Annotated in this window: 13 protein-coding genes; 5 read left to right on the top strand and 8 right to left on the bottom strand. The window is 64.5% G+C overall.

The features are described 5' to 3' along the window. Positions 1-63 precede the first annotated feature (63 nt). The 3 genes from KVG96_RS16310 to KVG96_RS16300 are packed head-to-tail and all read left to right on the top strand — an operon-like array spanning position 64 to position 1,181. Positions 64-405 (top strand): helix-turn-helix domain-containing protein, encoded by a 342-nt coding sequence (locus KVG96_RS16310; RefSeq protein WP_217893046.1) that lies wholly within the window; start codon positions 64-66, stop codon positions 403-405. Then, positions 402-773, top strand: coding sequence for a hypothetical protein (locus KVG96_RS16305; RefSeq protein WP_003223109.1), 372 nt, complete (start codon positions 402-404; stop codon positions 771-773). The genes KVG96_RS16310 and KVG96_RS16305 overlap by 4 nt, the downstream gene beginning before the upstream one ends. After that, a complete protein-coding gene (locus tag KVG96_RS16300; protein WP_217893045.1) occupies positions 774-1,181 on the top strand; it encodes an SEL1-like repeat protein in 408 nt (135 codons plus the stop codon). Between the two features lie 97 nt (positions 1,182-1,278). Here the strand turns inward: KVG96_RS16300 and KVG96_RS16295 are convergent, their stop codons facing one another. Together KVG96_RS16295 and KVG96_RS16290 are read right to left on the bottom strand one after the other, a co-directional pair. Next, positions 1,279-3,069 (bottom strand): bifunctional diguanylate cyclase/phosphodiesterase, encoded by a 1,791-nt coding sequence (locus KVG96_RS16295; RefSeq protein WP_217893044.1) that lies wholly within the window; start codon positions 3,067-3,069, stop codon positions 1,279-1,281. Between the two features lie 132 nt (positions 3,070-3,201). After that, positions 3,202-5,286 carry a carboxy terminal-processing peptidase gene (locus KVG96_RS16290; RefSeq protein ID WP_217893043.1) on the bottom strand — a complete coding sequence of 695 codons (2,085 nt, stop codon included), beginning with the start codon at positions 5,284-5,286 and terminating at the stop codon, positions 3,202-3,204. A gap of 180 nt (positions 5,287-5,466) precedes the next feature. Between KVG96_RS16290 and KVG96_RS16285 the strand changes: the two genes are divergently transcribed. Then, on the top strand, positions 5,467-6,429 hold the full coding sequence (locus KVG96_RS16285) for an NAD(P)H-quinone oxidoreductase (protein ID WP_217893042.1): 963 nt from the start codon (positions 5,467-5,469) through the stop codon (positions 6,427-6,429). A 54-nt stretch (positions 6,430-6,483) separates the two neighbouring features. Here KVG96_RS16285 and KVG96_RS16280 read toward each other — a convergent pair whose 3' ends face one another. The 6 genes from KVG96_RS16280 to KVG96_RS16255 form a co-directional block, all read right to left on the bottom strand. Then, positions 6,484-7,137 (bottom strand): HAD family hydrolase, encoded by a 654-nt coding sequence (locus tag KVG96_RS16280; protein WP_217893041.1) that lies wholly within the window; start codon positions 7,135-7,137, stop codon positions 6,484-6,486. A gap of 128 nt (positions 7,138-7,265) precedes the next feature. Continuing rightward, complete coding sequence (locus KVG96_RS16275; RefSeq protein ID WP_217893040.1) at positions 7,266-8,255, bottom strand: ABC transporter ATP-binding protein; 990 nt, start codon at positions 8,253-8,255, stop codon at positions 7,266-7,268. Continuing rightward, entirely contained in the window at positions 8,252-9,052 is an 801-nt protein-coding gene (locus tag KVG96_RS16270; protein ID WP_217893039.1) for an ABC transporter permease, read from the bottom strand. The genes KVG96_RS16275 and KVG96_RS16270 overlap by 4 nt, the downstream gene beginning before the upstream one ends. Next, complete coding sequence (locus KVG96_RS16265) at positions 9,039-9,875, bottom strand: ABC transporter permease (RefSeq protein WP_217894237.1); 837 nt, start codon at positions 9,873-9,875, stop codon at positions 9,039-9,041. The genes KVG96_RS16270 and KVG96_RS16265 overlap by 14 nt, the downstream gene beginning before the upstream one ends. A 5-nt stretch (positions 9,876-9,880) precedes the next feature. After that, positions 9,881-10,687, bottom strand: coding sequence for an alkaline phosphatase family protein (locus KVG96_RS16260; protein WP_217893038.1), 807 nt, complete (start codon positions 10,685-10,687; stop codon positions 9,881-9,883). Positions 10,688-10,807: 120 nt separating this feature from the next. Continuing rightward, the gene (locus KVG96_RS16255) at positions 10,808-11,872 is read right to left on the bottom strand and encodes an ABC transporter substrate-binding protein (protein ID WP_217893037.1); all 1,065 of its coding nucleotides are present in this window, start codon (positions 11,870-11,872) and stop codon (positions 10,808-10,810) included. Between the two features lie 351 nt (positions 11,873-12,223). Here KVG96_RS16255 and KVG96_RS16250 point away from each other — a divergent pair, with 351 nt between their 5' ends. After that, positions 12,224-12,937: a UTRA domain-containing protein gene (locus tag KVG96_RS16250; RefSeq protein WP_217893036.1), complete on the top strand. Its 714-nt coding sequence runs from the start codon at positions 12,224-12,226 to the stop codon at positions 12,935-12,937. Positions 12,938-12,947 lie beyond the last annotated feature (10 nt).

Genomic DNA, 12,947 nt, shown 5'->3' with positions numbered 1-12,947 from the left:
TTAGGATTACACTTCAAGGGAAAAGTGCTGACTCGCTAAGTGGTGTAGTCCTACGGGGTAGTCATGGATATTCAGATCATTACACGCGATGGCGAGCCCGAGTATGCGGTTCTGCCGTGGGCTCAGTATCAGGCTCTACTGAAAGCAGCAGGCATCAACGAAACACCGTCGCGGCCGGCACCGGCGCCGGTCGCGGCCACACCGGACCCGATTCTTCCAGGTCTGGACCAATTACGCAGTTTGCGCGAAGGGAAGGGCATCGCCATCGAGGCGCTCGCCCGCACGGTAGGCATCAGCCCGTCTTACCTGGCCATGATCGAAAACGGCGAGCGTCAGCCCGACGCCGCGATTCGCCGCAGCCTGGCCTGGGAACTGACGGTGCCAGGGTGGAGGGAACAATCGTGAGCGTACGCATCAGCCGTCAACATTGGGACGGATTGCTGGGGGAGCTGGATCAGGCGCGCAGGCAGCGCCACCTTTTGACCTATCGGGCCTTGCTCGAACGACTGCAACTGCCCACGCCGGCGATGCAGACGCTGACTGCGGCACTGGAGCACCTCGCCGCGCTGGACGCCAAGGCCGAGCAACCGTTGCGCAGTTCGCTGGTGATCAGCCAGGGCGCCAGCCGCCTGCCGCGCACCGGTTTCTTTGAATGCGTCGAGCGGCTGGGGCGTTTCTCCGGGCCGTCCGACGGCGTTGCCGCCGCGTCCTGGCACGCCTCCGAAGTGGTGCGGGTGTTCGAGTACGAATACCCGGAATCGGCGGAGGCCTGAGTGTTTCTCAAGTTCAAGGCGCATGCCGGTTACTGGCTGGCGCGCAGGTTGTTCCACTGGTCATGGTTTGTCCGCCAGCCCCGAGGCTGGCACTGGCTCGAAGGCCAGTTCGCCCGGATGGCGAACCTGGGCGATGTCGGCGCGCAGAGCTTCTACGGGCATATCCTGACGTTTCGCGGCGTGGGGCTGGGGGCGCGTGAAGAGGGCGTGCGGTTGCTGCGCCTGGCCGCGCTGGCCGGTGACGGCAAGGCGGCCTACCAGGCCGGGGCCATCAGCCTGGCTGGCACGCCGTCCAGGGTGCCGGATCCGGCGGAGGCCGAGCGCTGGTGGGGCATCGCCGCCAAGGCCGGACATCCGTTGGCGGAGGTCAAGCTCAAGGAGCTGGCGGAGCGCGGACGATCAGAGTGACTGGCCTGTCTCAACAAACGAACGGGGCGTGAGGGCAACCTCCCGCCCCGTTTTTGCGCCTGCCGTTCGAGCTTGCCCGCACCCACAGGAGACAGTGTCAGCGTTGCCCCATCAGCAACGCCGGCTCAGCGTCAGGCCCGGCCCGGCTGTCGATGACGTGCACGCTGTAGCCCGGCATGTTCTTGGCGTGGTGCTTGGCCTGAGACGCCATCTCCGCGAGCTGGCTGGCGTCCAGTTGCCCGCACGCCTCAGGGTGCAGGTGCACCACGCCGATGGACAGCGACAGCAGCGGGAATTCCTGACGCACCCCCTGACGGTTCGGCGCGGTGAAGCAGCCGGCGTCGAGGTGTTCGGGGCGGTAGAAGCGGCGGCACTGGCTCTGGAAGTCGTCGAGCAACTGGTTGAGGCGCTTGCGCCAGTCCTCCGGGCCGAGCACCAGCAGGAAGTCGTCGCCGCCGATGTGGCCGACGAAGTCGCGGGTGGGGTCGACGCGTTCGTTCAGGCATTGGGCCAGGCACAGCAGCACTTCGTCGCCCCGGCCGTAGCCGTAGATGTCGTTGAAGGGCTTGAAGCTGTCGATGTCGACGTAGCAGATGATCGACTCGCGGCCCTGCTGCAGCAGGCGGGTGAGGCACTGCTGGATCGGCACGTTGCCGGGCAGCAGGGTCAGGGGGTTGGCGTAGCGGGCCTGCTGGATCTTCAGTTCGGTGATCAGCTTGAGCACGTCGATCACCCGGCCCAGGCCCAGGTAGCTGCCGTTGAGGGTGATGATGAAGTCCTCTTCGATGCGTTGCCGGGCGCGGCTGGTGATCAGGCGGCTGACCTGCTGCAGCGACTGGTTCATTTCCACGGCGAGAAAGTCTTCGCTCATCAGGCGGCTGATCGGCTTGCGGGCGAACAGGTCGGTGGCGAACGGCTTGAGCAGCGCATCGGACAGCGAGTGCCGGTGGACGATGCCGCAGGGCTGGCCCTGGGCGTCGAGCACCGCCAGCGAATTGAGGTTGGCCTGGCGGCGGAAGGCTTCCAGGACGGTGGCGGTCGGGGTGTCGCGGTTGACCGCCGGCTGGTCGTTGAGCAGGGCGCTGAGGTCGCTGCCTTCGTCGTTCAGGGCGACGGCGCTGCTGTCATGCTTGGGCATCATCGCCCGGGCGTCCCGGGGCGGGTGTTCCTGGGGGCGGCCCAGCAGGTAGCCCTGCACCAGGTCGATGCCCATTTCCGTGAGCACGGCCAGCTCTTCCGGCAGTTCGATGCCCTCGGCGATCACCTGGGCCCGGGAGGCTTTGGCGATCTGCAGGATCGAACCGACGAACTCGCGCTTGAGCGCATCCTGATGGATGCCGTCGATGAAGTGGCGGTCGATCTTCACATAGTCCGGGCGCAGCTCCGACCAGAGCCGCAGGCTCGAATAGCCGGCGCCGAGGTCGTCCAGCGCAATTGAGAATCCCATGGCCCGGTAGTGGTGCAGCGCCGTTTGCAGCAACTGGAAGTCGTCGGTCGGCGTCTGCTCGGTCAGTTCGATCACCACTTGGCTGGGCGGGATGCCGAAGTCCTGAAGCAACTGCAGCGTGCGCCCCGGTTGGTGCGCGGCCTCAAGCAAAGACTCCGGCGAGACGTTGAGGAACAGCTTGCCCGGCAGACGCTGTTCGTTGAAGCGCCGGCAAGCGCTTTGCCGGCAGGCGATCTCCAGTTCGCTCAGGCGACCGGCTTGGCGGGCCACGGCGAACAGGGCGATGGGGGAGTGCAGCGGGCTGTTGGACGGGCCCCGGGTGAGGGCCTCGTAGCCGAGGATGCGCCGCTCCGAGAGGCAGATGATCGGCTGGAACAGGCTGTGCAAACCGCTTTGAGTCAGGATCGAGCTCAAGGCACTCAGCTGTTCGGTCGTGGTCATGGCAATCTCGGGCGATAAAAAAAGGACTGGGAGCGCTCTTGTTCAAGAGTCGCTCCCAGTCCTTTATTGCACGACAGAATGATGACTGTTTGATGACGATCCGGGGATCGTCACCATTAAATTGCCATCACCTTACTTCTTGGCGACCTGGTTGCTCAGTTTCAGGTAATCCAGCAGCACCCGCCCGGTCTCGCTCAGGTAGGCGTCGTCTTCCGGCTTGACCTTGTCCGGCTCGGCGGCGGCCAGGGCGTCGTCGTCTTCTTTCTTCAGTTCCTTGAGCGGCTCTTCGCCCTTGGCCTTGCGGCGGATGTTCTCCATCGCCAGTTGCTTGGCGTCGATGTCGGCGTGCTGGGCGCGGCGGTCGGCTTCGTTGAGGCTGACGGTCTTCTCTTCCAGCAGCTTCTGCGCCAGGGCCAGCTTGTCGCGGATGAACACGAACTCCGCGTCCTTGGCGGTGCGGGTGTCATGCTCGGACTTGAGCTGCGCCAGGAACGGCTTGAACGGATCCACCGCCGGCTTGATCGCCGCGCGGATGGTGTCCCACGGCATGGCTTCCGGCAGGGCGCTTTCGCCGATTTCCTTGGTGTCGATCAGCGACGGGTAGTCGATGTCCGGCAGCACGCCCTGGTGCTGGGTGCTCTGGCCGGAGACGCGGTAGAACTTGGCCAGGGTCAGTTTCAGCTCGCCGTGGTTCAGCGGCTGGATGGTCTGCACGGTGCCTTTGCCGAAGGTCTGGCCGCCGATGATCAGCGCACGGTGGTAGTCCTGCATGGCGCCGGCGAAGATCTCCGAAGCCGAGGCGGACAGGCGGTTGACCAGCAACGCCATCGGCCCTTTGTAGAAGGCGCCCGGGTTTTCGTCTTCGAGCACGTCGACGCGGCCGTCAGCGTTGCGCACGAGCACGGTCGGGCCCTTGTCGATGAACAGGCTGGTCAGTTCGGTGGCTTCCTGCAGGGAACCGCCGCCGTTGTTGCGCAGGTCGATGACCACGCCGTCGACTTTCTCTTTCTGCAGCTCGGTCAGCAGTTTCTTGACGTCGCGGGTGGTGCTCTTGTAGTCCGGATCGCCGGCACGGAACGCCTTGAAGTCGAGGTAGAAGGCCGGGATCTCGATCACGCCGAGCTTGTAGTCCTTGCCGTCCTGCTTCAGGTTGAGCACGGACTTCTTCACGGCCTGGTCTTCGAGCTTCACCGCTTCGCGGGTGATCGGCACGATCTTGCTGGTCTGGTCGTTAGGCGCATTGCTGGCCGGGATCACTTCCAGGCGCACCACGGTGCCTTTCGGGCCGCGGATCAGCTTGACCACTTCGTCCAGGCGCCAGCCGACCACGTCGACCATTTCCTTGTTGCCCTGGGCGACGCCGATGATTTTGTCCGCCGGGGCGACCTGCTTGGTCTTGTCGGCAGGTCCGGCGGGCACCAGGCGCACGACCTTCACCTGATCGTTGTCGCTCTGCAGCACGGCGCCGATGCCCTCGAGGGACAGGCTCATGTTGATGTCGAAGTTTTCCGCGTTGTCCGGCGACAGATAGTTGGTGTGCGGATCGTAGGACATCGCGAAGGTGTTGATGTACGCCTGGAAGATGTCTTCGGCGCGGGTCTGGTCCAGGCGCGCCAGCTGGTTCTTGTAGCGCTTGGTCAGGGTTTCCTGGATCTGCTTGGGCTCTTTGCCGGCGATCTTCATCCGCAGCACTTCGTCCTTGACGCGTTTGCGCCACAGGTCGTCGAGCTCGGCGGTGGATTTGAGCCAAGGCGCGTCCTTGCGGTCGATCAGCAAGGTTTCCTTGGTGGTGAAGTCCATCTTGTCGACGCCCTTGCCCAGTTCGCCGAGGGCGAAGTCCAGGCGCGCCTTCACGCGGTCCAGGTAGCGCTTGTAGATGGTGAACCCGGCGTTGAGGTCGCCGCTCTTGAGGAAGTCGTCGAACTGGGTCTTCCACTTGTCGAATTCGGCGATGTCGCTGGCCATGAAGTAGCTGCGCGACGGATCCAGCAGCTTGATGTAGCTGTCGTAGATGATCACCGAACGGGCGTCGTCCAGCGGCGGCTTGCTGTAGTGGTGGCGCTTGAGCAGTTCGACGACGTTCAGGCTGGCGATCACTTCGTCACGGTCTGGCTGCAGCTTGTCCCAGCTGTTGGCTGCGAATGAGCTGCCCGAGACCGGCAGCAGACCGATACCGATGATGAGGGCGAGGGCGGAGCTGGGGAGCAGATGCTTCATGCTGATTCGACGCGGGGACAATTGATAACGCATATTAGGCCGTCTTTGAAGTCGCCGGTACCTCTGCGCTCTGCCCGAACACAATCGTTCAGTGTTCGTTCAGACCCAGGGCCGGTCGCATAATGCAAAAAGCCCGGCGCTACAGCTTCGGGCTCAGTCCAGACTCACTATGGAGGCAGTGTGAAGGCATTGCAAGGCGTTGACGGTCAAGTGGCATGGGTAGATGAGCCGAGTCCTGCGTGCGATGCGGGGCAAGTGCGCATCCGGGTGGCGGCGGCGGGGCTCAACCGCGCCGATCTGTTGCAGAAGGCCGGGCTCTATCCGCCGCCGCCGGGGGTGAGCCAGGTGCTCGGTCTCGAGTGTTCGGGGGTGGTCAGCGAAGTCGGCGCGGGGTCGTCCTGGCAGGTCGGCGACCGGGTGTGCGCGCTGCTGGCGGGCGGCGGGATGGCCGAAGAAGTGGTCGTCGACGGACGGCACGTGCTGGCGGTGCCGGAGGGCCTGTCACTGGCCGAAGCCGCCGCGCTGCCCGAAGTGTACGCAACGGTCTGGCTGAACGTGTTCCGGCTGGCGGCGCTGAAGCCGGGCGAGAAGGTCCTGCTGCATGCCGGCGCCAGCGGCATCGGCTCGGCCGCCATCCAGCTGTGCAAGGCGTTCGGCAACCCGTGCTGGGTCAGCGTCGGCTCGGCCGAGCGCCTGGCCTACTGCGAAGCGCTGGGGGCCCAGGGCGGTGCGGTGCGCACCGATGACCTGGAGAGCCTGCGGGACTTCGGCCCGTTCGATGTGATCCTGGATCCGGTGGGCGGCCACTACTCGGCGCTGAACCTCAAGCTGCTGGCGCAGGACGGCCGCTGGGTGCTGATCGGCCTGATGGGCGGGCGCGAGGCGAAGCTGGACCTGGCCCAGGTGTTGAGCAAGCGTGTGCAGTTGCTGGGTTCGACCCTGCGCAGCCGCGACGACGGGTTCAAGGCCGATCTGTTTGCCGATCTCAACCAGCATGTCTGGCCGCTGTTCGCCGAAGGACGATTGAGCCCGCAGTTGGCGAAGACCTTCGCGGCCAAGGACGCCGAAGCGGCGTTTGCGCAGCTGGCGAGCAATACGGTGGCGGGGAAGGTGGTGCTGGTGATCGACGACAGCCTGGCCTGACGGCCCGAAGGTCCCGTGGGAGCGGCGGCGCGGTCCGACGCTCCCGCAGGACGGTCAGGTCCAGAGATGGATCGGCCAGCCGGCCTGTTCGGCGTGTTCGCGCAGCACCGGGTCCGGGTTCACGACGTGCGGGTAGTCCACCTTCAGCAGCAGCGGCAGGTCGTTGCGCGAGTCGGAATAGAAGCTTGCGCCCTCCAGGTTCTCTTCCTCGGCGTCCAGCCACTCCAACAGCCGGGTGATCTTGCCTTCGCGGTAGGTCAGGATGCCGGTGGTCTGGCCGCTGTACACGCCATGGGCGACCTCCAGTTCGATGCCGAGGATTTCGTCGATGCCCAGGCGTTCGGCGATCGGCTTGACCAGGTGCGTGCCCGAGGCCGAGATCACCAGGATCCGGTCGCCGGCCTTGCGGTGGGCGGCGATGGCTTTGGTCGCATCGCTGAAGATGATGGGTTCGATGAAGTCTTCCACCCACGGTTCGACCAGGTGTTCGACCTCCGCCGGGGTGCGGCCGATCAGCGGCTCGAGGCTGAACGCCATGTAGTCCTCCATGCGCAGCTTGCCATGGCTGTAGGCGTCCATCAGTTCGTTGTTCCTGCGCATGAACGACTCGGGGTCGACCCAGCCCAGCCGTCCCATCTGCTCGCTCCAGAGGGAGGCGCAGTCGCCGTGGATCAGGGTTTCGTCCAGATCAAAAATTGCCAGGGCCATCGGTGGGGTCTCGTTGTAGGCAGCTTCAAGCCATAAGCCTCAAGCCGCAAGAATGAATTTGAACAAACAGCAACCTACAGCTCGCCGCTTGCAGCTTGCCGCTAATAGCTTGCCGCTTATAGCTGCCCTCAAGCCACCTCGCACAGCGCCGTCGGATCGATGGAAAGCTTCAGGCGGCGGCCGTCGGGGTGCAGGTCCGCCGCCGAACGGTTGAGCACGTCCACCACCAGTTCCACGCCCCGGGCCTCGACCCGGTAGCGGATCACGTTGCCCAGCAGGCTGTGGCTGCGGATCTGCGCATCGGGTTCGCCGTCCAGGCGCAGTTCGATGGCTTCCGGGCGGATGGCGATGCGGTGGTGGACCGGGCGTTGCAGCAGCTTCGAGGCGCTGTCGGCGTCCAGCAGGTTGTAGTTGCCGATGAAACCGGCGGCGAACACGTCCACCGGGGCGGTGTACAGGGTTTCGGCATCGCCGCTCTGTACGATCTTTCCCTGGTTCATCAGGAAAATCCGGTCGGACATGGTCAGCGCTTCTTCCTGGTCATGGGTGACGAAAATCGTGGTCAGGCCGAGTTCGCGCTGGATCTGCCGGATCTGCTCGCGCAGGTGCTTGCGGATCCGCGCATCGAGGGCCGACAGCGGTTCGTCCAGCAACAGCAGGCGGGGCCGGGTGACCAGGGAGCGGGCGAGGGCCACGCGCTGGCACTGGCCGCCGGACAGCTGATGGGGGTAGCGGCCGGCGAAGTCGTTGAGCTCCACCAGTTTCAGCGCTTCGGCCACGCGCTTGTGGCTGTCGTCGGCGTTGACCTTCTGCATGCGCAGGCCGAACGCCACGTTCTGCTCCACGGTCATGTTGGGGAACAGCGCGTAGCTCTGGAACACCATGCCGATCCCGCGCTTCTGCGGGCTCAGGGGCACGATGTCGACGCCGTCCAGCAGGATCTTGCCGCCGTCCACCGGCGTCAGACCGGCGATGCAGCGCAGCAGCGTGGACTTGCCGCAGCCGGACGGGCCGAGCAGGGTGACGAATTCGCCCTTGTTGATTTCGCAGTTGATGTCGCTGAACACCGTGGTGCCCGCGTAGTGCTTTTGCAGGTGTTGGACGCTGACATAGCTCATTGGCTTTTGTCCTTGTTCAAGATGTTGGCGACCCAGGTCAGGACCAGCACGAAAAAGAAGTAGGAGATCACCAGCGCACTGGTGAAGTGGCCGCTGCTGTTGCGCATGTTGTTCAGGTACACCTGCAGGGTTTCGTAGCGGGTGCCGACCAGGATGTTGGCGAACACGAACTCGCCGAACAGGAACGAGAACGACAGCAGCAGCGCCACCATCAGGCCCTTGCGCAGGTTCGGCAGCACCACCAGGAACGCCGCTTGCCAGGTGCTGGCGCCGAGCAGTTGGGCGGCGTCCATCAGGTCGCGCAGGTTGATCGCCTGCAGGTTGTTGGTGATCGCCCGGTACATGAACGGCAGCGCCACGGTGAAGTAGCAGCCGATCAGGATCCACGGCGTGCCGACCATCGCCAGCGGCCCCGAGCCGTAGAGCTGCAGCAGCCCCACCGAAGACACCACCGGCGGCACCGCGAAGGGCAGCAGGATCAGGATGTTCATCAGCGCGTCGAGCTTGGGGAAGTGGTAGTGCACCACGAACAGCAGCGGCAGGATCAGCACCACCGACAGCACCAGCGCCCCTACGCACACCAACAGCGACTGGCCGAAGGCATGCAGGAAGCGCGGATCGCTCCACAGCTGGATGTACCACTTGAAGGTGAAGCCGCTGGGCAGCACCGTGGCCGACCAGCTGCTGGCGATCGAGTAGACCAGCGTGCCGGCCAGCGGCAGCAGCAGAATGGCGAACAGCAGGCAGACCACGGCGCGGTGGTAGAGGCCGGCCGGGCCGGATTCAGCGCGAGACATGGTAGCTCCTCTTGAGCAGCAGTTGATGCACGACGGTCACCAGGGTCATCAGGATCACCAGCACCACGGCCAGGGCGCTGGCCAGGTTCGGATCCAGCGAGATGTCGCCGGAGACCATCGCCGCGATGCGGATCGGCAGCACGTTGAAGTTGCCGGTGGTCAGTGCGTAGACCGTCGCGTAGGCACCGAGGGCGTTGGCCAGCAGGATCACGAAGGTGCCGAGCAGCGCCGGGGTCAGCACCGGCAGGCCGATGTGGCGCCAGAACTGCCAGCCGCTGGCGCCGAGCAGCGCGGCGGACTCGCGCCAGTCCTCGCGCAGCGCATCGAAGGCCGGATAGAGCAGCAGCACGCCGAGGGGGATCTGGAAGTAGGTGTAGAGGATGATCAGCCCGGTCTTGGAGTACAGGTTGAAGTCCTGGATGATCCCGGCCTGTTTCAGCATGATCGTGAAACTGCCGTTGAAGCCCAGCAGGATGATGAACGCGAAGGCCAGGGGCACGCCGGCGAAGTTGCTGGTCATGTTGGCGAAGGCGTTGACGAAGTTGCGCAGTTTGCTGTCGACGCGGCGCAAGGAGTAGGCGCCCAGCACCGCGATGACGATGCCGAACACGCTCGACCAGAAGCTGATTTCCAGGCTGTACTGGATCGCTTGCAGGTAGAACTTGGAGCTGAAGATCCTGGTGAAGTTGGCCAGGCCCCAGCCGGACTCCTCCGATTGCAGGCTGTTGATCATCACCCAGGCCAGCGGTGCGATCTCGAACACGATGAAGAACAGGGCGAAAGGCACCAGGCACAGGGCGGCCAGCCATTTGCTGCGGGTCATCGGATTCACTTGAGCAGCTCCCGGCAAACAGGTTTGTCGTGGGGCGCGCCGAGCAGTTCGCAGACGGTGCCGCACAGGTCGGTCTGCTTCGGCCGCGCGCCCGCGTCCAGGCTGAAGGCATCGCCCAGCACGAACAACGGCACCCGCCGCTCTTCCGGCAGCAGGCCGTTGTGCGAGCGGTCGTTGTTCATGCCGTGGTCGGCGGTCACCAGCACCTGATAGCCGGCGTCGAGCCAGCCTTGCAGGTAGTCGGCCAGGATGATGTCGGCGCTGCGGGCGCTGTTGCGGTACTGGGGCGAGTCGAGGCCGTGCTTGTGGCCGGCGTCGTCGATGTTCATCGGATGGATCAGCAAAAAGTTCGGGCTGTGGCGCAGGCGCAGGTGCTCGGCGTCGGCGAACAGGTGCGAGTCCGGATAGTGGTCGTTCCAGTAGAAGTGGCCGTGCTGGATCGGCAGGGCCGGATCGTCGGTGTGACGGTCGCGCGCCGCCACGAACGGCGAGCGGTTGTACAGCTCGCTGACCCAGTGGTAGGCCGCCGCGGCGGTGGTCAGGCCCGCGTCCTTGGCGTAGTGGTAAATGCTGCGCTGGTTGGACAGGCGCGAGACGTTGTTGTGGACGATGCCGCTGTCGATGGGCGGCACGCCGGTGAGGATGCATTCGTACAGCGGTCGGGACAGGGCCGGAAGCTCGCACTCCAGTTGATGGAGTGCGGCGCGTCCTGCGCCGACATAAGCTTGCAGATGCCCCATGGCGTGACGGGCGACCTCGTGGCTGAGGCCGTCGAGCACGACAAGGATGACGTTGTGCTTCATAGGGGCAGAAACTCCGCGAAACAATAAGAACGGGAAACTCGAAATCGACACGGATCCTGTGGGAGCGGGCTTGCCCGCTCCCACAGGGTTTTGTACCAGACCCAGTGGGGATCTATCGGCTTACTTCATCTCGACGATGACTTCTTCGTTCCACTTCTGCGGCAGGGCCTTGGAGGTCTTTTCCCACGCATCGGCGTCCTTGATCGGGGTGACCTTCTTGTACTGCTCGTTCGGCAGCAGCTTGGCCTTCACGTCTTCCGGCAGGGTCAGGTGCTCGGCGCGGATCGGACGGGCGTTGCCGCGGGCGAGGTTGATCTGGCCGGCGTCGCTGAAGATGTATTCGCGGGTCAGCTTGGCTGCGTTCGGGTTCTTCGCGTATTTGTTGATGATGGTGGTGTAGCCGGAAATCACCGAGCCGTCGGACGGGATCAGCACCACGTAGTCATCCGGGTTGGCCATCTTGGCCCTGTAGCTCAGGCCGTTGAAGTCCCAGACCACGCCGACTTCCACTTCACCCTTCTCGATGGTGGAGATGGTCGGGTTGGACATCGACAGGCGGCCCTGCTTGGCGATATCGGCGAACAGCAGCAGCGCCGGCTGCAGGTTCTTCTCGTCGCCGCCGTTGGCCAGCGCGGCGGCCAGCACGCCGTTGGCGGCTTGCGCGGCGGTGCTCACGTCACCGATGGAGACCTTGTACTTGCCGCCCTTGAGGTCGGCCCATTTGGTCGGCACTTCGGAGCCGTGCAGCAGCTTCTTGTTGACGATGAAGGCGATGGTGCCGGTGTAGGCCAGCGCCCAGTTGCCGTCCTTGTCCTTGGCCCAGGCAGGCACCTGCTCCCAGGTGCTCGGCTTGTACGGCTGCACCACGCCTTGCTTGACCGCGATCGGGCCGAAGGCGGCACCGACGTCGCCGATGTCGGCGGTGGCGTTGTCTTTCTCGGCGGCGAACTTGGCGATTTCCTGGGCCGAGCTCATGTCGGTGTCGACGTGCTTGAGGCCGTACTGCTTGGCCAGGTCTTCCCAGGTGCCTTTCCAGTTGGCCCAGTCGTCGGGCATGCCGACGCTGTTGACGGCGCCTTCCGCTTTCGCAGCGGCTTCCAGGGTTTTCAGGTCGTCGGCCGCCATGGCGGCGGTGCACATTGCAATGGTCGAGCCTAACAGTGATGCCAGGAAAAACTGTTTCATTCCGAAGCTCCTTGGGTCGTGTTCAACGCTGCGATTGCGGTGTGTGTTGGTCTAGGTCAGCAATACCTGAGCCAATCTAAGGGGGCTGGATGACACTTTGATGTCGGCGACCGTCCGGCGGTGTTTTTTTCTGCGGGCCGTCGCAGGCTGCCCGGTAAGCGTAGACCATGGCCGAAGCCCGGCCCGCAAAGGACTTGGCCGATGTATTGCAGGCTGTGAACGTGACCGCCGGGCGGTTTTGTCATCTCCCGGTCATCTGCGCTGCCTAGGCTTTGCATTCAGTGATGAGCCGGTTTTGCAGCGCGGTTCTGCCCCGAAACAGTGCTGGTCTAGTCCAGATAGGTAACGTTGATGCGCGATGAGGCAACAAAAGCGGTGACAGCCATTTGCCAGATCCTTCAGGAGCAGATGAACCACGGCCTGCTGGCGCCCGGCAGCAAACTGCCGGCCGAGCGCAAGCTCAGCGAGCTGTTCGGCACCACCCGGATCACGGTGCGCGAGGCGTTGCTGCAGTTGGAGGCCCAAGGGCAGATCTACCGCGAGGAGCGCCGTGGCTGGTTCGTGTCGCCGCCGCGCCTGGCCTACAACCTGATGCAGCGCAGCCACTTCCATGCGATGGTCAGCGCCCAGGGGCGGGTGCCGTCGACCGAGGTGATTTCGGCGCGGCTGCAGCCGGCGTCGGCGGCGGTGTGCGCCTGGCTGCAACTGCCGGCGCTGTCGAGCGTGATCCAGATCTGCCGGTCGCGGCGCATCGACGGGCGGCTGGTGCTGTATGTGGAGCACTACCTGAACCCGCAGTATTTTCCGGGCATCCTGGACTGCGACCTGAACCAGTCGATCACCGAGCTGTACGCGCGCAACTACGACCTGCACTACGGACGGGTGCGGTTCGAGATCGTGCCGACCTCGCTGTCGGTGGATGCTGCGGCGGCGCTGCGGGTGTCGGTGGGCAGCCCGGGCCTGCGGATCGCCCGGGTCAACTACGACCAGCACGAGCGGCTGATCGACTGCGACCTGGAGTTCTGGCGGCATGACGCGATCCATGTCGGCGTCGATGTGGTCTGACTGAATCGGT

It is taken from the genome of Pseudomonas ekonensis, from assembly GCF_019145435.1.
GTDB classification, from domain to species: Bacteria; Pseudomonadota; Gammaproteobacteria; order Pseudomonadales; family Pseudomonadaceae; genus Aquipseudomonas; species Aquipseudomonas ekonensis.
This window is presented reverse-complemented; position numbering and strand designations above follow the sequence as displayed.

Excerpts from the sequence above, each read along its gene's own strand:
- KVG96_RS16310 (WP_217893046.1), top strand. The coding sequence starts at position 64 with ATGGATATTCAGATCATTACACGCGATGGCGAGCCCGAGTATGCGGTT.
- KVG96_RS16295 (WP_217893044.1), bottom strand. The coding sequence starts at position 3,069 with ATGACCACGACCGAACAGCTGAGTGCCTTGAGCTCGATCCTGACTCAA.
- KVG96_RS16290 (WP_217893043.1), bottom strand. The coding sequence starts at position 5,286 with ATGAAGCATCTGCTCCCCAGCTCCGCCCTCGCCCTCATCATCGGTATC.
- KVG96_RS16280 (WP_217893041.1), bottom strand. The coding sequence starts at position 7,137 with ATGGCCCTGGCAATTTTTGATCTGGACGAAACCCTGATCCACGGCGAC.
- KVG96_RS16275 (WP_217893040.1), bottom strand. The coding sequence starts at position 8,255 with ATGAGCTATGTCAGCGTCCAACACCTGCAAAAGCACTACGCGGGCACC.
- KVG96_RS16270 (WP_217893039.1), bottom strand. The coding sequence starts at position 9,052 with ATGTCTCGCGCTGAATCCGGCCCGGCCGGCCTCTACCACCGCGCCGTG.
- KVG96_RS16265 (WP_217894237.1), bottom strand. The coding sequence starts at position 9,875 with ATGACCCGCAGCAAATGGCTGGCCGCCCTGTGCCTGGTGCCTTTCGCC.
- KVG96_RS16260 (WP_217893038.1), bottom strand. The coding sequence starts at position 10,687 with ATGAAGCACAACGTCATCCTTGTCGTGCTCGACGGCCTCAGCCACGAG.
- KVG96_RS16255 (WP_217893037.1), bottom strand. The coding sequence starts at position 11,872 with ATGAAACAGTTTTTCCTGGCATCACTGTTAGGCTCGACCATTGCAATG.
- KVG96_RS16250 (WP_217893036.1), top strand. The coding sequence starts at position 12,224 with ATGCGCGATGAGGCAACAAAAGCGGTGACAGCCATTTGCCAGATCCTT.